Origin of the sequence: Lacticaseibacillus suibinensis (assembly GCF_003946175.1) — a bacterium.
Taxonomy (GTDB): domain Bacteria; phylum Bacillota; class Bacilli; order Lactobacillales; family Lactobacillaceae; genus Lacticaseibacillus; species Lacticaseibacillus suibinensis.
Map to the genome: position 1 here is coordinate 30,909 of NZ_RHOK01000002.1, position 22,197 is coordinate 53,105.

Below are 22,197 nucleotides of genomic sequence, written 5' to 3' on the forward strand. Positions count from 1 at the left end.
AGGTCAGTTGAATAAAGCGGTTCCATGGAATAATTTAAGCGTAGCAAACCGACGCTGCCTCGCGCAAGCAAAAACAGTAGCTTAGGTTAATTATTTTTATAACGAATATCTGATATTAATTGATTTTTGGGCAGCACAAAAACGCCACCTGTCAATGATGATGACCGATGGCGTTCACTTTAACTTTCAGTTTGACCGGTTAAGCATTCAACAATTTTGCCAGTTGATCCAAGCGGCCATTCACATGCGCAAACGCCGCATCCAGGTAATCCGGCTTGGTGACATCGATGCCCGCCCGCTTAAGCAAGTTGACTGGGGTATCAGAATTGCCGGCCTTCAAGAACGCCTTGTACGCCGCCACTGCTGGCTCGCCTTCCGTCAAGATACGCTTGGCAAAGGTCGTCGCAATCGCCTTGGACGTGGCGTACTGGTACATGTAGTAGTTGTAGAAGAAATGCGGAATCCGCGCCCACTGCGCCTTAGGCCAAGGGGTTGGGGTGACACTGGGACCGTAGTAAGCTGCTTCCAGCTCATCCCACTTCGCCGTTAACGCTTCGGCCGTTAACGGCTGGCCGCTGGCTTCGGTTTGATACATGAACAGCTCAAACTCGGCAAACCGCGCCTGGGTGTAGAACGTGCCCAAGAAGTTCTCGACTTCATCGCTTAACAGATAAATCTGTTTGGCGCGGTCGTCTTTGGTCGTATTCAGCAGATAAGCATTTAACAAGCTCTCATTGGTCGTCGAAGCCACTTCCGCGGTGAAAATCGGGTACTGGGAATCCCAATACGGCTGATTGGCATTGGCGTACACGCTTTGCATCGCATGCCCGGATTCATGCGCTAAAGTGCTCATGGCGTCATAGTTGTCGGCCCAGTTCAGCAGAATGTATGGGTGAACGCCATACGCCGCATCCTCAAAGCCACCTGAAGTCTTGCCTTTGGTTTCCAGCACATCGACCCAACGATGGGCAAACTCGTCCTCCAGGTGTGCCTGGTAATCGCTGCCTAATGGCGCCAGCGCCGCTAAAGTCGTGGCGGTGGCTTCATCATACGTTGGGGCAAATGGCGTCTTGCCGCCAGTCAGCGGTAGCGACAGGTCATAGGGATGCATCACATCTAAGCCCAAGGTTTGTTTGCGCAGGGCGTAGTAGCGATGCGCCAGGTCCAGATGGGCATGGGTTTCCGCCAGTAAGGTGTCGTACACCGCTTCCGAAATTTGGTTTTGACTCAGATCCATCGCCCGGGCTGATGAATAGTGGCGAATCTGCGCCAGGGTGTTTTGAGCATGGACATGCGCCTGCAAGCTCTGGGCAAAGGTGAAGCGATGATCGTAGTAGGCGGTGTCGAACTGCTTTGCCGCCTGCTTGCGCACTGGCCGGGGGCCATTTTCGCCAATGACGCGGCGCAGCCCCTTAGTCATCGGCTGCGTTTGACCGTCATATTCAATGGTGCCAAAGCTCAAATCGGCATCATCTAAAGTGGACTGAATCGACTCTGGGGCATCGATGGTGGTGCCCAGCGCCGCTAACACCCGTTCTTCGCCTGGGGCCAACACATGGCCCACCTGCGTGCGAATCGCCGCCAAGGCATGGCGATACTGTTTCAACGTAGGTTCAGCTGCCTCAAACGCTGCCAGCCGCGATTCCGGCAAGGCGACAATCGCCGGTTCCAACCAGGCCACGGCTTGTGCAAAAGCTGTCGTGGCCTGCTCAGCGGTCGCTGCCAGCTGCTGGGCCTGAGGATCGGTGGTGTCTTGCGCCACGGCCAGCATACTGTACATGCCAATGCGATCCAGCGCCTCATTGGCTTCGTAATAGCTCGCCAGCGTCTTAGCAAATTGCTGGGCATCAGCGGTAAAAGTTTGCTCCTGCTTGGCCAACGCCTTCGTCTTGGCCTGCGCTTCGGTCACTGCAGCGGTGAACGCCGCCTCATCGGCAAATAACGCGGTCAAATCCCAGGTGAGGGCCACCGGCGCCTCACTGCGTTTGATTTGTTCTGTCATCCTTATTACTCCTCTCGCCCATTTGGCAAAACTCTGTGTGTTCACTGTAGCATTGAAGCCGCCGGGAAGGAAGCCCTGGGGAACGCCGCTCCAATCGCTAGACATCACCGCAGTTGGTCATTCAACCAAAAATCATTCAGCGCTTAGCGTATAATAAGACCATTCAAGCTGGAGGATTTGATATGCTAGGCACATTTTTCAACGTTCTGATGATTATGATTGGTAGCACTGTGGGCAGTGTCTTCAAAAAAGGCATCCCCGCTAAGGCTAATCACGCCTTGATGACCGCCATGGGGCTGGCGGTGATGATGCTAGGCATCAATACTTCGGTGCAAAAAATGCCCCATAGTCAATATCCGGTGTTGTTCATCGCCAGCATGGCCTTGGGCGCCTTAATCGGTAGCTTGCTGGATTTGGATGACCGCTTCAATCGCCTGCTGGCGCGCGGCAAAGGGGGCAGTCAGCTGGGACAGGGTTTATCGACGGCCATCTTGCTCTTTTGCATCGGCACCTTGTCCATTGTCGGACCCATGGAAGCGGCCTTGCACCAGGATTACACGTTTCTGTTTACCAATGGCACGCTGGATTTGATTACCTCGATGGTGCTTGCTTCGACTTTCGGGATTGGGATTATCTTGACCGCCCCAGTCTTGCTGTGCTGGCAAGGCAGTTTGTACCTGCTGGCCAAGTTGCTACAAGGGGCCATTTCCACCCCGCTGTTGACCGAGATTTCGATTGTTGGAGGCGTGTTGATTTTTGCTTCCGGTGTCAACATTCTCGGCCTCGCCAAAATCAAAACCCTCAATCTCCTGCCGGCACTGCTCATTCCACCGCTGTTTTTCTTGGGCATGAGCTGGTTCCACTAACGACGAGAGGGCTGTGACAAAAGGCGGTTTTGGAGTCGCCAGGTAGCCTAGCCATCCACCAAGTCCGAACTTTGGACTCGGTGGATGGCGTAGCTGCTGCCGCATGTCAGCCTGTACGTGCTTTGCACTACAGGCTGATCAAGCTGCGCGACTCCGGCCTTTTGGCACGTAACTCTGCTGAAATACCCGGAGTGAATCTAGGGGCAGTGACATTTGTCACAGCCCCTTGATAGATGAATTAAATGAGGATGCCTTCAAGGTGATCCATTTCATGCTGGATAATCTGCGCCACAAACCCGCTGACCGTTTCCACATGAGGCTTAAAGTTTGCATCCTGATAGGCCACGGTGATTTGCTGATAGCGCGTGGCTGGTCGCTCACCGGATAGCGACAGGCAGCCTTCTTGCGCTTGGTAAGCGCCTTGTTTGGCCTTAAGCACTGGATTGACCATAATTTGAGCGAACGGGCCGCGCTGCACAATGATGATGCGCTTAGCCACCCCAATCATGTTCGCCGCCATACCAACACAGCGGTCAGCATTAGCGGCTAAGGTGTCCTGCAAATTCTGGATCACCGGAGCATCTAGCGGTGTGGCGGGCTGGCTTTGCTGCTGCAAAAAAAGCTGATCGCGATTAATCGGTTGTTTCATCGTTACCTCCTTAAAGCACGGCCATTACGGCGTTCACTACCAGCCGCACCCCGTAAAACATCACGACAATCCCAGAGGCGATGTTGATCCACATCAGCACCCGCCGTGGCAAGCGATTGCGGAGCAAGTTAATCACCGTCGTCACCACGAGGAACCACAGCGCCGTGGAGGTGATAATGCCGCCTAGGAACACCCAGGCTTCGGTCATCGTTAGGGGGCTCCGCAAAGCGCCTAACGTCACGCTAGTATCAATTAAGGCCTGCGGGTTGGCGAAGGACACCACAAACGCGCCGGTGAACCACTGCTTCAGTGATTGTTCCTGATGATCGTTGCCAAAAGACGCGGCGTTGGCACCCCGCACAATGCCGTAGCCCATCCAAATCACCACCAAGCCGCCTAGGCCCATCACAATGATTTTGATCACCTGATTGGCGGCAATCAAGGCGCCCATGCCCAAAAAGGCAATCGACGTCAGCAAGGTGTCGGCAATCCAGATGAAGCCAGCGACCAGCAGCGCCCGGCGCAAGGTGTTGCTCATGGCGTTGTTAAACGCATAAATATTTTGCATCCCGATGGAACTCACCAACGCCAAGGAAATCACCATGGCGCGAAGATAGACGGCTAACATTGCCCCTTCGCCTCCTGAAAACGTGCTTTTTCTATCATAGCATTCAGCAGGCGGGTTTTCTGCAAAAAAAAGAAGCCACGCGGCCTCTTTTTACAGTACTTGATGTTAAATTACTTCTTCAGCAACTTCTCAGCCAAGGCCTTGATTTCGTCATCGCTTTGGTCAAGCAGTGGCTTCATCGTCTCTTCGGTCTCAATGGTATTGTGGTTGTTGTTCTCCATATAGTAATCCCACAATGCGTCACGAACTGGGGTTTCATCATCGCTCCAATCAAACACCGCGTTCATTGGTTCATCAAGCACCAAAGTCTTTTCAGGATCTGCTGCCATGATCATTACCTCCATTGTTTTCTTACTTGAGTACAAAGCCATTATAGTCCAAAACTGCCCCGCCGCGTCAAAAAATTAGCACTTTATTTCGGTGAGTGCTAATTACTTGACAAATGACACCGCGCTCTGCGTGATTGACATCAGTTCTAGGTTGCTCAAAAATGAAACCAGATTGATTTTGATGAAAGCCGTGACCCACATGAACGTCCTGCGTAGTATGTTTTCCTCGCTTAGTGAACGTAATTTTCGTTATTTTTGGCTCGGTCAGTGTGTCTCCACCATGGGGACCTGGGTGCAGCGCACGGCGCAAACCTGGCTCGTGTATGAAATGACCCGGTCGGCGTTCAAGGTCGGGCTCCTGTCAGCCTTCCAGTTCATCCCGATTTTAGGGCTGACGCTGGTCGCCGGCACCTTAATTGACCGCTTCTCCAAGCGGACGATTTTGATTGTCACCCAAGCCGCCTTCTTGGTGCTAGGGGCACTGATGACCGTGCTTGTCTACACCAACACCGTCCAGTACTGGCATATTCTCCTGATTGCCTTTCTGTACGGCTGCTTTCAGGCGTTTGACACCCCGACGCGCCAATCCTTTGTGGTCGAACTCGTTGGGCAAAAGAATTTGATGAATGGCATTTCCTTGAATTCCACGATTTTCAACTTGGCCAAAATCGCTGGGCCTTCGCTGGCCGGCCTGCTGATGGCGCAATATTCCGTTGGTTTTTGCTTTCTAGTAGATGCCATTTCCTACTTAGCGGTTTTGCTTGGACTGTTCCTGATTCACCAAGACCATGTGGTGGCTTCCCACTCCCACCGCAAAGTGTGGACCGAGCTCAAGGAAGGCCTCGCTTATGTCTGGTCGCATCAGGCCGTGCGCCTGTCGGCCGAGCTGATGCTGATTGTTTGCACCCTGAATTTCAATAACAATGTCATCATCCCGATCATGGCCAAAACGGTGTTTCACGGCGGCGCTCAAACCTATGCTAACTTGCTGTCGGCAACCGGGGTGGGTTCCTTAATCGCGGCTTTTTTGATGAGCTATCTTTCGCGCTTTGGGCTCCAGCGCAACATCTACTTATGGGTGGGCATCGGCACCGCAACCCTTCAAGCCGGGATGCTGTTCGTGCGCAACTACCCGCTGGCCATGGTGGTGATGGTGCTGATCGGCTTTTGCAACATGATTTTTCTCAACCAGTCCAACGCTTCCTTCCAATTCAACATCCCCAATGAATTGCGGGGCCGCATCATGAGCGTCTACGTGCTGCTTAACCAAGGGAGCACTCCGATCGGCTCGCTGTATGTCGGCACTGTGATGGACATTGCCGGCGGGCTGTGGGGCTTCCCTGCTTGCGGGATTTTGGCGCTGGTTTTGCTGGTGCCACTGATGATGCTGAACCGACCGCTCGTCAGCAAGTGGTTCCATCAAGGCAGTCATCAGGCCCAGCTGTAACGCAAAGACCCAGTCGAATAGTCGGCTGGGTCTTCTTTTTGGATGTGCCTTCAGCAACGATTCACAGCAGCGCTCGCACCCGCTTTTGCAAATCGGGCACCACTTGTTCATCAAACCAAGGATTGCGCCGGAACCAGCCGTAATTCAGCGGTGACGGGTGTACTAGCGGCAAATACTGCGGCAGATAGTCCTGATAATGTTCGACAGTGGCGGTCAGCGTCTTCTGCCGGCGCTTGCCCAAGTAATAGCGCTGGGCATACATGCCAATCAGCAGGGTTAATTGCACATGCGGCATTAGCGCCAAAATCGGTTCGTGCCACTTTTCCGCAAACCCTTTGCGCGGCGGCAAATCGCCAGACTTGGCTTTACCAGGATAGTAGAAATCAAGCGGCAGAATGCCAATTTTACCTGATTGATAAAACTCTGCCGGCGTCACACCCATCCACGCCCGCAAGCGATCGCCGCTAGGGTCATTCCAAAACGATTCGGTTTCCTGCGCCTTGCGGCTGGGGGCCTGACTGATAATCAACAGCTCGGCAGTAGCCGGCGCTTTGTACAGTGGCTTCACGCCCGCGGCAGTGTAGTCAGCGTTTTGCTCATCGGCTTGAATGGCGTTGAAGATTTCCTCGGCAGTTCGCATACGGGTCCTTTCCAGTACGTGATACCGCCTAGCCTACTGCATTAAAGCACGGTCTGCAAATTGTCCTTCAGCACTTGGGCGGAGTCTTGCAGCCGCTTGAGGTCAGCCGGGTTCAAATCCAGTTGCAAAATCCGATCCAGCCCGTTGCCGCCCAGCAGTACCGGCACCCCAATCGAAACATCGTGCAGGCCATATTCACCATCGAGATGCACGGACATGGCGAACGCAGCGTGGTCATCGTTCAGCACCGCCGCCGTCAGCCGCGTCAGGCTGGCGGCAATGCCATAGAAGGTGGCACCTTTCTTTTCAATGATCGAATACGCCGCCGTCTTGACGCGCTCGCTAATCGTGGCAAAATCCTGGTCTTGCTGGGCTTTTGGCACAAAGTCGCACAGCGGCTGGCCACCAACCGTGGCATAATCCCACACTGGAAATTCGGAGTCTCCGTGTTCGCCCATGATATAGGCGTGCACGGTGCGGACATCGATGTTGTACCGGCGACCGATTTCAGACCGCAACCGGGCACTGTCCAACGCTGTACCTGAGCCGAGCACCCGATTGCGCGGCAGGCCGGAAAGCCGCAGCACCAGTTCGGTCAACACATCGACTGGGTTGCTGGCGACCAAAATGATGCCGTCAAAATGGTTGGCCATAATGTTGTTGGTGATGTCAGTGATGATTTTGGCATTTTTAGCCAGTAGCTGAAGCCGCGTTTCGCCTGGCTTTTGCGCCACACCAGCGGTGATCACCACGATGTCGGCGTATTCGCAGTCGGCATAATTCGCGGCATAAATATTTTTCTGAGCGACGTAAGGCAAGGCGTCACTCAAATCTTCCACATCCCCTTGCACCCGCGTCATATTGACGTCGATGATGCCAATGCTTTTGCCGACCCCAGTGATCAAACAGTTGAAGGCGTAGCTGGAGCCAATCGCGCCGTCGCCGATCAGGACAATATTTGCTGATTTCATTAGGATTCTTCCTTTCGTATTGCGCCATTGATTAACCGCTTTCAGTATACCGGGGTTGTTATTAAAAGGGAAATGCGAGGCATCGCGTGATGGCCTCGCTGCCTGTAGTCGCGCTACGGGTGGCCAACGCTCGAGCGCTCAGCTACGCACCAGGCCTCGCTGCAAAACCAGCAGCAATGCCTGGTGCTAGGCTAATCGTCGAGCTAAATACGGCCGCCCTCCGCAGCCTGATAAACCGCTTTCACGTTTTGTGTTAAACTATTCCCAGATAACCACTTTTGGGAGGCAAGATCTTGAAAAAAATCCTTGTTGTCTTAACCAATACCACCCGGTTCGTCAAGAAGCCGGAAGCCACCGGACTGTGGCTCGGCGAAGCGACAGAGTTCGTTGACGCCGTTACCCCGCAGTATGAGGTCGATTATGTCAGCCCGCGCGGCGGGTATGTCCCGCTCGATCCCCGCGGCATGAAGTATGCGGATGAGGCTGCTTTTGCGCTGTACCGCCAGCCTGACTTTCAGCAGCGCGCCTTGGCCAACAGCTTGGCGCCAGGCGTGATCAATCCCCTCGATTACGCCGCGATTTACTATACCGGCGGTCATGGCGTGATGTTTGATTTTCCCGAAAACGCCGCTTTACAAACCATTGCCCAGCAAATCTACCAGCACGGCGGGTATGTCACCTCGGTTTGTCACGGCATTGCCGGGCTGCTCAACTTACGCGACGACGCCGGGCATTATTTGATTGAGGACAAACACATCACTGGCTTCACCACGCAGGAAGAAATTCTCTCCGGCAAGCGCAACTTGGTGCCATTTTTGAATGAGCAAGTGGCCGCCAGCCGCGGGGCGTTATTTGAAAAACGGCGGGCGTTCAAGCCGTTTGCCGTCAAGGATGGCCAGCTCATCACCGGGCAAAATCCTTGGAGTCCGAAAGCGGTGGCCAGCACCTTGCTCCAGGCGCTAGACGCCTAGCCCTGCCCTTCAAGGTTGTGCTAGAGTAGGAGGCAAGGAGGCGAGGCCGATGACCGCGACTGAATTTGAACAAACCTTCACTTTGTGGGTGCTTTACTTTTTTGCCTATGCCTTCGTCGGCTGGCTCTGGGAAAGTGGCTATGTCAGCGTTAAAAAGCGGCAATGGACCAACTCTGGCTTTCTGGCCGGTCCCGTCATTCCGGTTTACGGCTTCAGCATCACTGCTGTGCTGGCCTTGGTGCAGCCTTTTGCTCATAATCTAGTGCTGCTGTACTTACTTTCCGCACTGGTGATTACGGTAATTGAATATGTCACTTCCTGGCTGATGGAAAAACTCTTCCACGCCCGCTGGTGGGACTATTCCAAAATACCCCTCAACTTAAACGGCCGGGTGGCGCTGCCCATCTCGGCTTTCTGGGGCGTTGGGGTGGTGCTGGTGATCAAGTTCGTCCATCCGGTGGTCGCCCATTTTGTCACCCGCCTCGATGTGCGCTACGGTATTTTTGCCGCGATTGTGATGCTGGCGCTCTTCATGTTTGACTTCGGCTTCAGTCTCGCGAACGTGCTGGCCTTTGGCGCTGCCACCAAGCGCATCGGCGATGCCATCGACACCAAGAAACAGGAACTGATCACGCAAGTCGACACTGCTACCGCCAAGCTGAGCCAAGACGAGCCGCGCTGGTTAGCTGACTATCGCCGCAATCAAGGCGCCCAGGCGACTTTGCCGAAACTCAGTTGGAGTCAGCGGCGGTGGTTGAAGAGCTTCCCGCATTTGCACTTGAATGATACCCAGACCTCGGCCAAGGATATTTCTGCCTTAGCCGAACTGCTGAAAAAAGCTCGAAAATAGCTCGAATCAAAATGCCAAGTGCGGCGCTAACCGCACTTGGCATTTTACTGTGGTTAAAATTTAAATTGCCAGGTCGTTTGCAACTGATACGGGTCACCTGGCATCAAGGTGATGGCCGACCAATCTTGGCCACTCGGCGGGGCCACTTGCGCTTCTAAGGTGACGCCGCTGTGACGCCGCAAGTGGGCCGCCGCGCCTTGCGCCTCATCCCAATGATTGCCCGTGTAAACCACCACCGCCGGCGCGGTGGTGGTCATGGTGACAGCCCGTCCTGACGCCCCGGTTAAGGTGGCGGCCTGGTCTTGTTTAAGCAAGAACGGATGATCCAGCCCGGCCCCACCAAGCACCAGCGGCATCACCTCACCTAGCCGCCGGGGCTGGCGGAAGTCAAAGGGTGTCCCTGTTACTGCTGCCCAGCCACTAGGCAAATGATTGGCTGCCAGCGGGCCGTAGTAATCACTCGCTAGTTGCAAGGTGGTTTGAGCCACCGTCGAATCTGGACCGTCCAAGGCAAAGTACACGTGATTGGTCGCGTTAAACAAGGTCATTTGATCCGTTGCGGCGGTTAAAGCATAGGTCAAGCGGTTGTCATCATCCAGCGTATACGCTACCGTCGTTTTCACGTTTCCTGGAAAGCCATTGTGGCCGCCAAAATCAACTAAAGTGAAGGTCACCTGATCTGCAGCCGGACCTTCGCGGTAAGCCAAATTCCAGGCCTGCATATCCAGACCATCGGGGCCGCCGTGAATCGTGTTGGCCCCTTCATTGGCTGGCAGACTCACCGGCGCCTCGCCGCGGTGCCAAGTGTGGCCTGGCACGCGCGCGATGATGCGCCCCACGGTCCCGCCGAGCAAGTTGCGCGCCTCACTGTAATCACTCGGCTGGGCGAGATGCAAAATGACATCGACCAGCTGATGACCAGCTGGCACCCGCACGCGTTCAAGCGTGGCGCCGTAATTCAAGAGGTCGACCGTCATCCCCTGGTGGTTCACCAATGTGATTTCATACAGCGGCTCACCTTTCAGTGTGCCATAGCGTTTCAATGTGACTGTCATTGCATCCTCCTATGCTTGACCCTAGTGCGCAAAAGCCGCCCAAATCTGGACGGCTTTGTTTTTATTTTTCCGCAGCCAACAGTCCAGCCGTCAGACCGGCGGTAGCACCGTAGACCTGATGATACAGCTGATAGTACCGGTCATAGCTGCGCACGGCTGCTGGGTCCGGTTCATAAGTCGCTGCCACCTGCACGAAATCTGCCGCGCAGGCCTTGAAGTCAGCATACCAACCCAAGTCGACTGCCGCAATCATCGCCGCGCCTAGCCCTGGTCCTTGATTAGTGGCCAGACTGACAATCTTCAAGTTGAGAATATCGGCTTGGATCTGCAGCCACAGCGGACTTTGCGCCCCGCCGCCGATCGTAATGGCCGAAGCAAACTGCCGCCCACTGGCTTGGTATAGCCCCAGCAAATCCCGGAAAGAGAAGGTGATACCTTCCAGCACCGCCCGCACAAAATCCGCCCGGGTCTGGCGGCTATCAATCCCGATGAAGCTACCGCGGATTTTCGCATCCGCATAAGGCGTCCGTTCCCCGACCAGATACGGTGTGAACAGCAAGCCATTCGCACCCGGCTGGGACGCGGCGGCGCTGGCCACCAGGCTGGTGAAATCTTCATCCGCGGCAAAGGTGTGCTTGAACCAATTCAAGCTATGCCCCGCGGCCAAAGTGACGCCCATGGAGTAGTGCTGCCCTGGCACCACATGATCAAAGTAGTGCAGCTGACCGTGGTAAGTCGTGGTGGAATCTGGCTCGAAAGTCGAAACCACGCCAGAGGTCCCAATGCTTAGCATCAATTGGTCAGCACTGAGTACCCCAGCCCCTACCGCCCCGCAGGCATTATCGGCGCCGCCAGCAAAGACCTTCACGGTTTGGGGCAACCCCACCGCCGCCGCAAAGTCGGCGGTTAAGGTGCCGACACAAGCGGTGGCTTCTACCAGTGGCGGACACAGGCTAGCGGGAATGCCAAAGGTCTGCAAAATCGTCGTGGACCACTGGCGGGTACTTTCGTCGAGCATCACTGTCCCTGCAGCATCGGAATAATCCAGTCCCACCTGCCCGGTCATGCGGTAACGCACATAATCCTTGGGTAGCAGAAAGACGCGCGCCGCGGCGAAATTGGCGGGTTCGTGTTTTTGGACCCACAGCAACTTCGGTAAGGTGAAGCCTTCTAGGGCCCGGTTGCGGGTGACGGCGATAAAATCATCGCCCATCTTTTGCTTGATCTGCTCGACTTCTGCGGTGGTGCGGGTATCATTCCACAAAATTGCTGGGCGCAGCGGCCGCATGGCGGCCGACAGCAGCACCAGCCCGTGCATTTGGCCGGAGAAGCTTAACCCTGCCACCTGGCTGAAATCGACGTCAGGCTGCTGGCCCAGCTTCTGCAAGGCCGTTTTGACCCCGCGAATCCAGTCTTCTGGATTTTGTTCGCTGTACCCAGGTTGCGGCTGCTGCAAGGGATAATCGGCACTGGCGGTGGCTAGCGTGTTGCCGCTTTGCGCCACCAACAGCACCTTGACGGCACTGGTGCCTAAATCCACGCCAATCACTGTTGCCATATCGACCCTCCGTTACTTCAACGTCTGAATGATGTAGTGATTGAGCGTGTCCTTGAGCTGTTCCAAGTGGCCGGAATGCGTCGCCGCAATCAAGTCACTTTGCGGCTTGTCGATGACGTCAGCTTCCAGACTCTGGAAGGTCGCCGTGCCATTTTCAATCGTGGCGCCAATGCCAGATTCGTAGCTACTGTAACGATCCGCTATGACATCTTCGAAGACATGATCATCGATCAGCTTTTGCGCCACCCGCAGGCCAGCGGCGAAGCTATCCATACCGACAATATGCGAGTAGAACATATCTTCTGCTTCAAACGAGGAGCGCCGTGGTTTAGCATCGAAGTTCAAGCCGCCTTTGTGCGGGCCGCCGTTCTTCAAGACTTCGTACATCGCCAAGGTGGTTTCGTACAAATTAGATGGGAATTCGTCGATATCCCAGCCAATCAGCTCATCGCCTTGGTTGGCATCCAGTGAACCCAACAAACCGGCTTCGCGGGCAGTGCGGATTTCATGCTGGTAGGAATGCCCCGCCAAATTGGCATGGTTGCCTTCCAAATTCAGCTTGTAGGTGCCAGCCAGGCCATAAGTCTTCATGAAGTTAATGGTGGTGGCGGCATCAAAATCGTACTGGTGCGTCATTGGTTCCTTCGGCTTGGGTTCCAGCAGCAGCTGACCATCAAAGCCGATTTCCTTGGCGTAATCCGCCGCCAGGTTGAAGAACTGGCCCAGGTGATCCTGTTCCCGCTTCATATCGGTGTTCAGCAGGGATTCGTACCCTTCACGCCCGCCCCAGAACACATAGTTTGAAGCGCCGACGCGCTTAGCGGTTTCCAGGCCTTTCTTGACCTGGGCCGCTGCATAAGCAAAGACATCAGCGAAAGGTGAAGACGCGGCCCCGGCCACGAACCGCGGATTGGTGAACATGTTCGCCGTGTTCCACAGCACTTTTTTGCCCGAAGTCTTCTGGTAATCAGTAATCATATCCAGGATTTCGTCGAGGTTCTTGTTGGTTTCCCGCAGCGTGTCCCCTTCCGGCGCAATGTCCCGGTCATGGAAGCAGAAATAGTCCACGCCGAGCTTGTCGAAGAATTCAAACGCGGCTTCCACCCGCGCTTTGGCCAAGTCCATGCCAGTGAATTCTGAGTAAGGCCGCTGCGCCGTGCCATCACCAAAAGGATCCACCAGCTGCTGGTCAAAGGTGTGCCAAAAGGCCACCGCAAACTTCAACTGGTCGCGCATCTTCTTGCCGCCGACGAGTTCATCTGGGTTGTAATACTGAAAACCTAGCGTCGATTTCAGGCTAGTTGGGCCAAGGTACTTGATACTGTCCACATTCGGAAAATAACTTTGTTTATACATCAAAAAGCCTCCGTTTAGTTTGTTTATATAACTTACTAACTACGGGACAAAGGTACCACCAGCCGGGCGCAAGGTCAACCCTCTTTTTGAAAGTGCTTGCAAGTTAAAAGTGCAACTGGCGGCTACCTATCCCCAGCACCTGATGCACAATCAGCGTCGTGCCGCCGAGCGTAATTGCGTGCTCACCGGCCTCGCCCAAAGTTAGCGGCACCGCATGCCCGGCCGCCGTCAGCGCCCGGGTGAGGTCAGTCAGCAAGTCTGGATTGGCCGCGATCAGTTGGGAGTTGATGACAACAATTTTGGGATCATAACTGGCCACCAAGTTGTGAATCACCAGCGTCAGGCGCATGACGAACTGGGCGAGCACTGTCTGCATTGCCGGCGTGGCCGTCTTGGTTAGACCCGCCATCTCCTCGGCCTTGAGCGCATGACCGCTGACCGTAGCCAGTTGCGCCAGCACCGCATCTTCAGAGCAGAGGGTTTCAATTTTCACCAACTGGCCCTGGTCGTCTGGTGCCAAGGCGCGGCCCACTTCGCCGGCGCCCCCATTGGCCCCGCGGAACAGCTGGCCATCAATGACGACCCCGGCCCCGATGCCTTTGTGAATGCTCAGCGCTACGAGATCCTGCTGGGCCGCGGCAAGTTCGGTAAAATCCCGAGCATACAGCGCGGCCAAGTTAGCCTCGTTTTCAAGCACCACTGGCACCCCCAGCGCTTGCTCAAAATACGGCGCCAACGCAATGCCATCCAGGGCCATAAACGGCGAGTCCACCACCTGATTGTGATTAACGATGCCGTGTACGCCAATAGCCACGCCTAATAGGCCGTGCAAGGTCTGCCCAGCATTGGCTTGTTGAAAGGCCTGCACCTGCTGCACCATGAAGGCCAGCCGCTCAGCGATTGGCGCGCCTTCACCCCAAAAATTAGCGCTGTGGAGCACCTGTCCCGTTAAGGTGGTCACCATCATATCGGTGGCATGAAAACCCAAGTCAAAACTGACCACATAACCATAATGGGGATTGAACCGATGCAGCGTGGGTTTGCGGCCCCCAGCTTGCGAGCCTTCCCCGCTGCCTACCACTTCAAGATAACCTTCATCCAGCAACTGGCTAAAAATATCCGAGACGGTGACTTTGTTGAGCTTCAGGGCCTTGGCCACTTGGCTACGGGCAATCGGGCCGTTATTGATGACCGCCTGAAGCACATTTTTCTCATTGTTTTGGCGCACGCTATGCTTACTCATTCTCGCCATCTGCCGACTCCATTCAACGCTCAGCCCGCATGAAGCGGTACTGAATCAAAAATTCTGCCACGGCGAAACAGGCAAACAGGATGGCATAAAAGCCGTGGTGCTGAAACCAAGCGACCACCGCCGCCACCAAAAACAACACGGCGGCCCCTAGTCCCAACCAGTAAGCCCATTTGACTTTCGTTGCGATGATGCGTTTGGTTTTTCGGTCTGGTTTCATCAGCTGCCTCCTACTTACGGTGGTGCTTCTTGACTGCCGGCTTTTGCTTTAAGGCGGCGGTGATTTGCGCCACCACTTGTGGCCGCGGCAAGAACTGCGGCCGCTGGCCAGCCGTTTGCTTCAGTTGGGCGGTTGAATACTGCGGCGCCAGCTGATGCAAATCTTCAGCGGTCAACTGCCGCTGGTCCGCCAAGCCCCACATATCCTTGAGGGCCTGCGTGCGGACGCCCAAAGTGCGACTTTGCCACCACTGCGACCCAATCAGCCAAGCAAACAAGGCCACCCAGGCCACCAGCCGCACATGCGCCCCAAACACCAGCCGAATTAGCCAGAAAATCGCAAATGCCCCCACCGGCACCGCAATCACAAAAATGGTATTCCACTTTTTCAGACTCACATCATCACTCCCTATCAATTGTCTTTAGTATCGGTAATTTACGCGTGGAAGGCAAGCCGGCTGTGGTTAAATACTTGGCCGCTTCCCGCGTCGCCAAGGCGCTCAGCTGATTATCCGCAATAAATGCCGCCACCCACGCCGAGTCCGTTTTACTATACTGCCGCAGGGCCCAACCAATCGCTTTTTGGATGAAGAATTCATCAGTCTCACGGTCTCGGGCAATGGCGGCAGTCAGCAACTCGCGGTCAGTGGCGGTTTTGCTCATCAATTGCAGCGTGATTGCCACGCGCCGATCCCAGAAATCAGCGCTTGATTCAAACCAGTCAAACACCGTCCGCTTAGCGCTAGGCTGGCGATCGACAAACGTGCCGTACACCTTACGCCAGGCATCGACGCTGTCCCACCAAGCCTTTTGCGTCACCAATGGCTTCAGCGCCTGCAGTTCAGTCAAGTTCAGCCGCTTGACATTACGCTGAGCCAAGGCAATTGCCACATACTGATATTCGCGCTCTGGCCGCGCATAGAGTTCATGGATCCACGCGACCACCTCAGGCCAAGGCATCGTTATGCTTTGCTTCAGCAGTGGCGCTGCTTGCGCCGTCCGCGCCGGCGTTTTAACACCGAGAAAAGCAAAGCGATTTTTCATGTAGGCGGCCATCGGGGCGGCATTTTGCGGCGTCCCCACCAAAGTAAAAGCTAACGTCATCTTGCACCATCTTTCTTCGTTAACCTTAGTATACCGGTGTGCGATAATACAAGCAGACTATTTTGCGGAGGCGGCTATGACTACTTTTTATTTGATTCGCCACGGGCAAACCTGGGCGAATACCCAATTCATTAAACAAGGCATCATTGATGATGATTGCACCCACCTGACGCAGACCGGCCGGCAGCAGGCAGCCCGATTAGCCGCTGCGTTTCCTATCGCCTTTGCCGATGTGCTTTACGTTAGTCCGCTGCAACGCACCCGGGAAACGGCGGCCATTTTGAATGCCGCGGCCCAATTGCCGGTGCTTGAAGATCGACGGCTCCTGGAGATTTCTTATGGCGCATGGGACGGCCAAAACAATCATACACTGGAGCGGCAATACCCCGCCTTATACGACCACACCCTGCATGATGTCCTCCCGGCCTACAGCGAAGTTGCCCCAGGCAGTGAACCTTTTGCCGCTGTGGTGGCGCGCATGGCGCAATTCATGACCGCAGTGGCCACCGGGCGGCCTGACCAGCAAGTCATTGTGGTCACCCACGGCTTCACGGTGAAAGCCGCGGCGCTGGCCGTACTGCAGCCCAAGGACCCGATGAGCCTGCCTGAACCTGAAAATACGAGTGTGACCAAAATCACGCAAACTGAGGCCGGCCAGCGGTACTTGTGGTATTACAATCGCACCGGTTTCTAAAAAGCGCGGCTGAGACAAAATGCGGTTTTAGCCCAGAGGATAAGCCAAACGACCTGTAAAACCGGCGAACTTAGCCGGTTTTGCAGGCCGTTTGGCTTATCCGGCCAGGGCGTCGCATTTTGGCGCGTACTGTACTGGAATAGTCGTGATGCGATCGTGACTCTAAATTATGGCTCGGTCGCGTTTTGGGGTTAATCGTTAGCGTTGAGCCACTGGTCGAGCACCGAGATAAACTCATCATGCTGGTCAAGCAAGGCCAAATGCCGACTGTTGGCGAACAAATGCCACTTGGCGCCGGGGATATGGTCATACACGGTTTTGGCAATCAGCGGCGTGCACAAATCATCCGTGCCGTTGGTCACCAACACCGGCACATGGATCTTGTGCAGGTCAGCGGTGACTTCAAAGTCGGAAATCGTGCCATTTTCGGTGAATTCATTCGGGCCTTCAGCAATCAAGCTGGCCCGTTTGCCGTTTGTTGGCCGGCGCAGCGGTTCTGGGGAGTTCTCATCTGGATCATCCCAGCAGTACCGCTCCATGTAGCGGTCATTGGCCGCCAAGTACTTTGGGTTGGTGAAATCGCCGGTGCGCTCGGCTTCGGCAATCGCCGTCCGGTCCTCATAGCTGAGATAGCTGATCAGGCGATGCTGCTCGGCAATCCACAACTTAATGGACGACGGCGAGCCATCAATCATCACCGACTTGATGCCCTTGGGGTCAAGGGTGGTGAGATAGTACATCTCCAGCATTCCGCCCCAAGACTGGCCCAGCATGTGGACTTCATCTAAGTGCAAGTATTCGCGCAGCGCCACCAGCTCTTCGCGCCAGGTTTCACGGACATAGACGCTTTCGTCTTCTGGGAGCGACGATTTCCCGCAGCCGACCTGATCATACATAATCAGCTGGCGGCCGGTTTTGGCATAGTCGTCCATCAATTCAAAATAGTTATGCGACGACCCGGGCCCGCCGTGGATGAGCAGCAGTGGCGCCTTACCTGGCTTGCGTTCGCCGACAATGCGGTAATAGGTCTGGTAGCCGTGAAACGGCATGTAGCCTTCTTCAATTTTCATTTAATGGCCTTCTTTTTGGTTGATGGTTTTCATTATAGGCCTGGCACCGGAGCCACGCAAAAACCGCAGGCGGTGGCGCTGGCACCCACTCAGCCGGCGTTGTTCCAGCGGGGCGGACAACCAGCCCGCCAACCGGGCAATCAGGCGCTCCGGCAAAACTTATTGATCGCCGTACTGTTTCTGCATGATGGCCATGGTCAAGCTCGTATCCTGTCCTAGCACGCCGCCAGGCAAGCCGCTATAAACCGTACCATCCTTAGCCAAAATAATCCGGCCAAAGTGGCCAATCGACGGATCACCGTCTGGGCCATTGCTGTAGTTAAAGGACACATCATACTGGGCATCCACGGTGAACAAGTCATCCGAATCCACTGAACTAAACTCAGCAGACACATTGCTCTTAAGTTCATCTGGCGCCGCGTCTGGCGCCGTCACCTGAGTCAGCGCCCAGTCGTAGAACGCCTTGGCGCTGGGAAAAATCGCCGTCAAGGCGCGCTTCTTCGGCTCGATGCCTTTGGTAACATCAGCCCGCACCGTTTTGAGCTGGGCGGCGGAGACATCCTTGAGTACATTGCCTTGTTTAATCGTATCGAAGCCATGCTTCAACGTGTAATCACCATTGGCCGCCACGTCAAAGTCAGCCAGCTCCCGGGTCGACAGGCCGTACCCGGAAAGGTAAATGCCCCAGACTGACGCCTGATAGTGGTCACCTTTAAATGCACTGAGGCCATCGTTGGTTTCGATGTAGGCCGCATCCGCCGCCTTGCCATCCGAGTAAATGTAGAAAATGCGCCGCTGCAACTCCGTCAGCGAGATGCCCTTGATGTTGGTATTGGCAATGGCCTTTGCCACCGCAGCGGTTAAATCAGCCTGGCCTGCAGCCAGCTTGGGATAGGTCATCCCTTTGATGAAGGCTTGATAAGCGGTTAACGCCTCCAGGGCAACGCCAGCCTTGAGCTTGCCAGCCGTTGCCACTTTGGCGGTGGCGGCGGCCAGTGCCTCCCGTTCTTTCAGCTGGGCGGTGCAAGTCGTCAAAATGGACGTTAAGGTCTGCTTCAAAGTCTTGTTGCTGGCAGCCACCAGTTTCGTGGCCTTTTTGACTTTGGCCGCTGTGGCACTAGCTTTGATCAAAGCCTCATCGTTCACAGTTTTGCCTTTCAAGGCTTGTGGCTTCGTCAAGGCATTGACGGCAATCGTCGCTTTGGCGGCTCGAGTTAATCGCTTCAATGCCTGGGTGCGCTTAGTGGCCGCAGCGTCGAATTGCGTGATTTTTTTGGCCACTGCTTGCGGCGCTTCATCTCTGTATGTATCGACGGTTTGGGTCAGCTTCACAGCCGTTTTGTTCAGGGCCGTCACCGCTTGATTAGTCGTGCTGGCGGTCACATAAACGTTCTTTTGCGCCCAGTGCTTGGCAATTTTGCCGTCTAGCTGCTGGCCTTGCTTCAGTGCCTTGGTCACTTGGGCATCGGCGTCGGCTTGGCGCTGATGGCCGCGGAACCAAAACACCCCGATGATGATTAAAATGACGACCAGCAGACTACCACCTGCTACCCACCAGGTTTTGCCCTTGTTCAATTTCATGGTTACTTCCTCCCAATCTAGGTTCAGGTTTTATTAAACCATACCGTTGAGTGAAAAAGAGTGGGCTTTTGTGTATAAAAGCGGCAATTAAATAATGTTAATAATGATTTTGCCTTTGACTGGTTGCAATAATAAGTGCTGGCCAGATTATGCTATAAGCCTATTCGAATTGTATCCGCTTACGAGAAGCGTATGCTTTGCGCTATAATGAAAAAGTCAGCCGCCTACTCGGGCCTTTTGTCCTAGCGATCAGCCTGAAGCGAGCGACAATACTTGACTAAAAACGCACGATGAAAGGAGTTTTCCCATGGCATTTGACGATAATTTTCTCTGGGGCGGCGCCACAGCCGCCAACCAATATGAAGGTGGCTACCTTGAAGGTGGCAAAGGCCTGAGCACCGCGGACGTCATGACTAATGGCGCCGTGGACCAGCCGCGCCGCGTCACCTGGAAGAATCCCACCACCGGCGAAACCGGCTCGACGCCCTTTGGCTTTGGCGCCAGCAACCGCCAAGTCCCAGAAGGTACCGAACCCGCAGTCTTAGATGGCGAATACTACCCAAGCCATACCGCCACCGACTTCTATCACCACTACCAAGAAGACATCAAGCTGATGGGCGAAATGGGCTTCAAGGTCTTCCGTCTGAGCATGAACTGGGCCCGCATCTTCCCGAATGGGGACGACGCGCAGCCAAATGAGGAAGGCCTGCAGTTCTACGATAACGTCTTCGATGAATGCAAAAAATACAACATCGAGCCCCTAGTGACCTTGTCCCACTATGAAACCCCGCTGCACCTGGCGATCAAGTACAACGGCTGGGCCGACCGCAAGCTGATCGACCTGTTCGTGAAGTATGCCACCACCGTCATCAAGCGCTACAAAGGCAAGGTGCACTACTACCTCACCTTCAACGAAATTAACATGATCGAAATGAGCGGCTACATGGGCGGCGGCATCATCAACGCCACCGAGCAAACCAAAGCCCAAGGCGCCCATAACCAGTTCGTCGCCAGCGCCCTCACCGTGCGGGCCGCCCATAAAATCGACCCCAGCGTGCAAGTCGGCCAGATGTTGGCCTATGGTCCTCTTTACGCCTTGACCGCCGATCCGAACGACCAGCTCAAGGCCCAAGTCGATATGCAAAATACTTACTTCTACGCCGACGTGCAAACCGGCGGCCATTACCCAGCTTACCGCATCAAAAAGTATGAACGCGACGGCATCAAGCTGGATGATAACCCAGAAGATTACGAGCTTTTGGCGCACTACCCAGCCGATTTCTTGAGCTTCTCGTGTTATGGCTCCAGCACCGTCACCACCCATGACGTTGATGGCAAAGACGGCGGCAATTTTGTCACCGGCGTCAAGAACCCTTACCTGAAGACCAACGCCTGGGGCTGGGCCACCGATCCGCAGATCTTGCGCATCGCGCTAAACAACCTCTACGACCGTTACCACAAGCCCCTTTGGATTGTCGAAAACGGCATTGGCTGGGCCGATAAAATCACCGCCGACCACAAGATCCACGATGATTACCGCATCGAATACCTGCAGCAAAACATCGCCTCCATGCGCGACGCTGTCACCATCGATGGTGTCGACCTGATGGGCTACACCATGTGGGGCTGCATCGACCTGGTCTCTGCTGGGACCGGTGAAATGCGCAAGCGGTATGGCTTCGTCTATGTCGACCGCGATGACAAAGGCGAAGGCACCTTGAACCGGTACCCGAAGGACTCGTTCTACTGGTACAAGAAAGTCATTGCCAATAATGGCGAGGATCTGAGTAACTAAGCATTCTACTGAAGCGAGCGTCCGTTCTTTTGAGCGGACGCTTTTTGTCGTTGAAGTTTGATTTGAATCACATACAAATCAGTAACTAAACGGAATATTAGTTTTAAGCATTTCGTTGAACGCGACTCGTTTTGACGGGAAAGGTGTAGTTAGATTTCAGCTTCGTTTTGGGTGACTTGATACGCTCAATCACCAGTTCCACCATCAACTCAGCCATTTCCTTCAAAGGTTGTTGCACAGTCAACAATGTCGGGAAAAATGTACGAACAAAGGTGGATCCATCGTATCCAGTGATCACTGGCCGATAATCCATGGCATCCGCACACGTCTTGACCAAGATTGCGGTGACATCATCCGTACAACAAATGGCGTCATATTCTCGGCTGACAATCAACTGCCCCACCAACATCTTCTTTAATGCCAAAGAGCTCTCAAACTCGAGAGAAGACGTTGTCACTTCGGTCCCAGATTGATTAAAGATAGAAAGCATCCCCGTCACGCGATCATTGATAGGGTAAAAGTCTTCCTTACTGCCGGAAAGAATCAACACATTCTTTGCCCCCTGGGCGATGATTTTTCTTGCAATTGCCTTGCCGCCAGCCAGGTTGTCACTTTTAACAGTCGGAATCTCTTTGGAAATCTGACGGTCAAAAGACACAATCGGATAATTGGCATTACCGTGAGCAATCATAAAATCCGAATGCGAGCCAGTGATGATGCCATCGACCTGATTGCTTTTCAGAAGCTTGAAGTACTCTTCCTCTTTCGTTGAGTTGTTCTTGCTGGTACATAAGAGCGTTTGAAAATGTCTAGTACTAAGTTCATCTTCAAGCCTTTCAAATAACTCTGAATAAAGCGGATTGTCTAAGGAGGGCAAGATGACCCCAATCGTGTTCGAAGGTTTGCCTTGAAGGCTTCTGGCGGCAGTGTTCGGTTGATAATTTAATCTTCTCATCGCCTCTTTCACTTTGCTAATTGCCTCAGGACTCAAGTAGCCTTTATTGTTTATCACTCGAGAAACGGTCGCCACTGACACCTCTGCCTCACGAGCCACATCACGTATTGTCACTGCCATTCGGAATCAAGCCTCCCATAGATGTATCAAATCCGCTACAATCATCCCATTTTGGCCTGAAAAATCAAGGGACTATCACAAAAAATAT

22 protein-coding genes are annotated in these 22,197 nt (G+C 54.3%); 6 read left to right on the top strand and 16 right to left on the bottom strand.

The window, feature by feature from the left end; translation table 11 throughout:
- Positions 1-199: 199 nt before the first annotated feature.
- Positions 200-2,002, bottom strand: a complete 1,803-nt coding sequence (gene pepF, locus EKM90_RS01185) for an oligoendopeptidase F (RefSeq protein WP_164507801.1) — start codon at positions 2,000-2,002, stop codon at positions 200-202.
- 182 nt (positions 2,003-2,184) lie between these two features.
- Here pepF and EKM90_RS01190 point away from each other — a divergent pair, with 182 nt between their 5' ends.
- The gene (locus EKM90_RS01190) at positions 2,185-2,868 is read left to right on the top strand and encodes a DUF554 domain-containing protein (protein WP_125579229.1); all 684 of its coding nucleotides are present in this window, start codon (positions 2,185-2,187) and stop codon (positions 2,866-2,868) included.
- A gap of 238 nt (positions 2,869-3,106) precedes the next feature.
- Here the strand turns inward: EKM90_RS01190 and EKM90_RS01195 are convergent, their stop codons facing one another.
- From EKM90_RS01195 to EKM90_RS01205, 3 genes are all read right to left on the bottom strand, one after another.
- Positions 3,107-3,517, bottom strand: coding sequence for a peptide deformylase (locus tag EKM90_RS01195; protein WP_125579230.1), 411 nt, complete (start codon positions 3,515-3,517; stop codon positions 3,107-3,109).
- 10 nt (positions 3,518-3,527) lie between these two features.
- A complete protein-coding gene (locus EKM90_RS01200) occupies positions 3,528-4,145 on the bottom strand; it encodes a LysE/ArgO family amino acid transporter (protein ID WP_125579231.1) in 618 nt (205 codons plus the stop codon).
- 110 nt (positions 4,146-4,255) lie between these two features.
- Positions 4,256-4,477, bottom strand: a complete 222-nt coding sequence (locus EKM90_RS01205) for a P8 family protein (protein ID WP_125579367.1) — start codon at positions 4,475-4,477, stop codon at positions 4,256-4,258.
- 196 nt (positions 4,478-4,673) lie between these two features.
- On the opposite strand from EKM90_RS01205, the gene EKM90_RS01210 reads away from it, so the two are divergent.
- Positions 4,674-5,921: an MFS transporter gene (locus EKM90_RS01210; RefSeq protein ID WP_125579368.1), complete on the top strand. Its 1,248-nt coding sequence runs from the start codon at positions 4,674-4,676 to the stop codon at positions 5,919-5,921.
- 61 nt (positions 5,922-5,982) lie between these two features.
- On the opposite strand, the gene EKM90_RS01215 is transcribed toward EKM90_RS01210, so the two are convergent.
- Positions 5,983-6,561, bottom strand: a complete 579-nt coding sequence (locus EKM90_RS01215; protein WP_125579232.1) for a uracil-DNA glycosylase family protein — start codon at positions 6,559-6,561, stop codon at positions 5,983-5,985.
- Between the two features lie 41 nt (positions 6,562-6,602).
- Positions 6,603-7,532, bottom strand: coding sequence for an L-lactate dehydrogenase (locus EKM90_RS01220; RefSeq protein WP_125579233.1), 930 nt, complete (start codon positions 7,530-7,532; stop codon positions 6,603-6,605).
- Between the two features lie 293 nt (positions 7,533-7,825).
- Between EKM90_RS01220 and EKM90_RS01225 the strand changes: the two genes are divergently transcribed.
- Together EKM90_RS01225 and EKM90_RS01230 are read left to right on the top strand one after the other, a co-directional pair.
- A complete protein-coding gene (locus EKM90_RS01225; RefSeq protein WP_125579234.1) occupies positions 7,826-8,503 on the top strand; it encodes a type 1 glutamine amidotransferase domain-containing protein in 678 nt (225 codons plus the stop codon).
- Between the two features lie 49 nt (positions 8,504-8,552).
- Positions 8,553-9,353, top strand: a complete 801-nt coding sequence (locus EKM90_RS01230; RefSeq protein ID WP_125579235.1) for a putative ABC transporter permease — start codon at positions 8,553-8,555, stop codon at positions 9,351-9,353.
- Positions 9,354-9,406: 53 nt separating this feature from the next.
- Here the strand turns inward: EKM90_RS01230 and EKM90_RS01235 are convergent, their stop codons facing one another.
- From EKM90_RS01235 to EKM90_RS01265, 7 genes are all read right to left on the bottom strand, one after another.
- A complete protein-coding gene (locus EKM90_RS01235; protein ID WP_125579236.1) occupies positions 9,407-10,408 on the bottom strand; it encodes an aldose epimerase family protein in 1,002 nt (333 codons plus the stop codon).
- Positions 10,409-10,469: 61 nt separating this feature from the next.
- A complete protein-coding gene (xylB, locus tag EKM90_RS01240; protein WP_125579237.1) occupies positions 10,470-11,966 on the bottom strand; it encodes a xylulokinase in 1,497 nt (498 codons plus the stop codon).
- A 12-nt stretch (positions 11,967-11,978) separates the two neighbouring features.
- Positions 11,979-13,322: a xylose isomerase gene (gene xylA / locus EKM90_RS01245; protein ID WP_125579238.1), complete on the bottom strand. Its 1,344-nt coding sequence runs from the start codon at positions 13,320-13,322 to the stop codon at positions 11,979-11,981.
- A 103-nt stretch (positions 13,323-13,425) separates the two neighbouring features.
- A complete protein-coding gene (locus EKM90_RS01250; RefSeq protein ID WP_125579239.1) occupies positions 13,426-14,574 on the bottom strand; it encodes an ROK family transcriptional regulator in 1,149 nt (382 codons plus the stop codon).
- Between the two features lie 13 nt (positions 14,575-14,587).
- A complete protein-coding gene (locus tag EKM90_RS01255) occupies positions 14,588-14,791 on the bottom strand; it encodes a hypothetical protein (protein ID WP_125579240.1) in 204 nt (67 codons plus the stop codon).
- Between the two features lie 10 nt (positions 14,792-14,801).
- Positions 14,802-15,188 (bottom strand): hypothetical protein, encoded by a 387-nt coding sequence (locus tag EKM90_RS01260; protein ID WP_125579241.1) that lies wholly within the window; start codon positions 15,186-15,188, stop codon positions 14,802-14,804.
- 4 nt (positions 15,189-15,192) lie between these two features.
- The gene (locus EKM90_RS01265) at positions 15,193-15,894 is read right to left on the bottom strand and encodes a DNA alkylation repair protein (protein WP_125579242.1); all 702 of its coding nucleotides are present in this window, start codon (positions 15,892-15,894) and stop codon (positions 15,193-15,195) included.
- 76 nt (positions 15,895-15,970) lie between these two features.
- On the opposite strand from EKM90_RS01265, the gene EKM90_RS01270 reads away from it, so the two are divergent.
- Positions 15,971-16,588 carry a histidine phosphatase family protein gene (locus EKM90_RS01270; protein ID WP_125579243.1) on the top strand — a complete coding sequence of 206 codons (618 nt, stop codon included), beginning with the start codon at positions 15,971-15,973 and terminating at the stop codon, positions 16,586-16,588.
- A 191-nt stretch (positions 16,589-16,779) separates the two neighbouring features.
- Here EKM90_RS01270 and pepI read toward each other — a convergent pair whose 3' ends face one another.
- On the bottom strand, positions 16,780-17,658 hold the full coding sequence (gene pepI / locus EKM90_RS01275) for a proline iminopeptidase (RefSeq protein WP_125579244.1): 879 nt from the start codon (positions 17,656-17,658) through the stop codon (positions 16,780-16,782).
- Positions 17,659-17,817: 159 nt separating this feature from the next.
- Positions 17,818-19,239, bottom strand: coding sequence for a hypothetical protein (locus EKM90_RS01280; protein ID WP_125579245.1), 1,422 nt, complete (start codon positions 19,237-19,239; stop codon positions 17,818-17,820).
- 307 nt (positions 19,240-19,546) lie between these two features.
- On the opposite strand from EKM90_RS01280, the gene EKM90_RS01285 reads away from it, so the two are divergent.
- The gene (locus EKM90_RS01285) at positions 19,547-21,034 is read left to right on the top strand and encodes a glycoside hydrolase family 1 protein (protein ID WP_125579246.1); all 1,488 of its coding nucleotides are present in this window, start codon (positions 19,547-19,549) and stop codon (positions 21,032-21,034) included.
- 103 nt (positions 21,035-21,137) lie between these two features.
- On the opposite strand, the gene EKM90_RS01290 is transcribed toward EKM90_RS01285, so the two are convergent.
- Positions 21,138-22,109, bottom strand: coding sequence for a LacI family DNA-binding transcriptional regulator (locus EKM90_RS01290; protein ID WP_125579247.1), 972 nt, complete (start codon positions 22,107-22,109; stop codon positions 21,138-21,140).
- Positions 22,110-22,197 lie beyond the last annotated feature (88 nt).

Bases quoted from the DNA above. Each gene is read 5' to 3' on its own strand.
- pepF (WP_164507801.1), bottom strand. From the start codon at position 2,002: ATGACAGAACAAATCAAACGCAGTGAGGCGCCGGTGGCCCTCACCTGG.
- EKM90_RS01190 (WP_125579229.1), top strand. From the start codon at position 2,185: ATGCTAGGCACATTTTTCAACGTTCTGATGATTATGATTGGTAGCACT.
- EKM90_RS01195 (WP_125579230.1), bottom strand. From the start codon at position 3,517: ATGAAACAACCGATTAATCGCGATCAGCTTTTTTTGCAGCAGCAAAGC.
- EKM90_RS01200 (WP_125579231.1), bottom strand. From the start codon at position 4,145: ATGTTAGCCGTCTATCTTCGCGCCATGGTGATTTCCTTGGCGTTGGTG.
- EKM90_RS01210 (WP_125579368.1), top strand. From the start codon at position 4,674: ATGAACGTCCTGCGTAGTATGTTTTCCTCGCTTAGTGAACGTAATTTT.
- EKM90_RS01215 (WP_125579232.1), bottom strand. From the start codon at position 6,561: ATGCGAACTGCCGAGGAAATCTTCAACGCCATTCAAGCCGATGAGCAA.
- EKM90_RS01220 (WP_125579233.1), bottom strand. From the start codon at position 7,532: ATGAAATCAGCAAATATTGTCCTGATCGGCGACGGCGCGATTGGCTCC.
- EKM90_RS01230 (WP_125579235.1), top strand. From the start codon at position 8,553: ATGACCGCGACTGAATTTGAACAAACCTTCACTTTGTGGGTGCTTTAC.
- EKM90_RS01235 (WP_125579236.1), bottom strand. From the start codon at position 10,408: ATGACAGTCACATTGAAACGCTATGGCACACTGAAAGGTGAGCCGCTG.
- xylB (WP_125579237.1), bottom strand. From the start codon at position 11,966: ATGGCAACAGTGATTGGCGTGGATTTAGGCACCAGTGCCGTCAAGGTG.
- xylA (WP_125579238.1), bottom strand. From the start codon at position 13,322: ATGTATAAACAAAGTTATTTTCCGAATGTGGACAGTATCAAGTACCTT.
- EKM90_RS01250 (WP_125579239.1), bottom strand. From the start codon at position 14,574: ATGGCGAGAATGAGTAAGCATAGCGTGCGCCAAAACAATGAGAAAAAT.
- EKM90_RS01255 (WP_125579240.1), bottom strand. From the start codon at position 14,791: ATGAAACCAGACCGAAAAACCAAACGCATCATCGCAACGAAAGTCAAA.
- EKM90_RS01265 (WP_125579242.1), bottom strand. From the start codon at position 15,894: ATGACGTTAGCTTTTACTTTGGTGGGGACGCCGCAAAATGCCGCCCCG.
- EKM90_RS01270 (WP_125579243.1), top strand. From the start codon at position 15,971: ATGACTACTTTTTATTTGATTCGCCACGGGCAAACCTGGGCGAATACC.
- pepI (WP_125579244.1), bottom strand. From the start codon at position 17,658: ATGAAAATTGAAGAAGGCTACATGCCGTTTCACGGCTACCAGACCTAT.
- EKM90_RS01280 (WP_125579245.1), bottom strand. From the start codon at position 19,239: ATGAAATTGAACAAGGGCAAAACCTGGTGGGTAGCAGGTGGTAGTCTG.
- EKM90_RS01285 (WP_125579246.1), top strand. From the start codon at position 19,547: ATGGCATTTGACGATAATTTTCTCTGGGGCGGCGCCACAGCCGCCAAC.
- EKM90_RS01290 (WP_125579247.1), bottom strand. From the start codon at position 22,109: ATGGCAGTGACAATACGTGATGTGGCTCGTGAGGCAGAGGTGTCAGTG.